This is a genomic window from Pseudomonas sp. EA_65y_Pfl1_P113, assembly GCF_963970525.1.
Classification (GTDB): Bacteria; Pseudomonadota; Gammaproteobacteria; order Pseudomonadales; family Pseudomonadaceae; genus Aquipseudomonas; species Aquipseudomonas tritici.
Genome location: NZ_CAXAQM010000718.1, coordinates 1 through 309, shown reverse-complemented (window position 1 = coordinate 309; position 309 = coordinate 1). Strand labels below are relative to the sequence as shown.

Genomic DNA, 309 nt, shown 5'->3' with positions numbered 1-309 from the left:
TCGCATTCAGAACAGTGACAACTGCTTGTTGTACGATCTTATCCTCCAGAGAGGCAATGCCCAGCGGGCGCAGCCTACCGTCGGCTTTGGGAATATAGACCCGTCGCGACGGCGTTGCCCGATAGGCACCACTATGAAGCCGTGCGTGCAAATCACTTACCCGCTGGAGAAGACCTTCTTCGTACTCTCGCCACGACATGCCGTCCACGCCCACCGCTGCATCCCGGCGCAGGGCATAAAAGCTCTGCGCCAGTAATTGCGGTGTAACGTGGTGCAGCAAAGCCGTGAACTGCATGCCCTTATTCCTTC

At 57.3% G+C, this 309-nt stretch carries 1 pseudogene; it reads right to left on the bottom strand.

The annotated features are described in order from the left end of the window. Nucleotides 1-295, bottom strand: a pseudogene (locus AACY52_RS31880) (group II intron reverse transcriptase/maturase); the annotation flags it as partial. Between the last annotated feature and the right edge of the window lie 14 nt (nucleotides 296-309).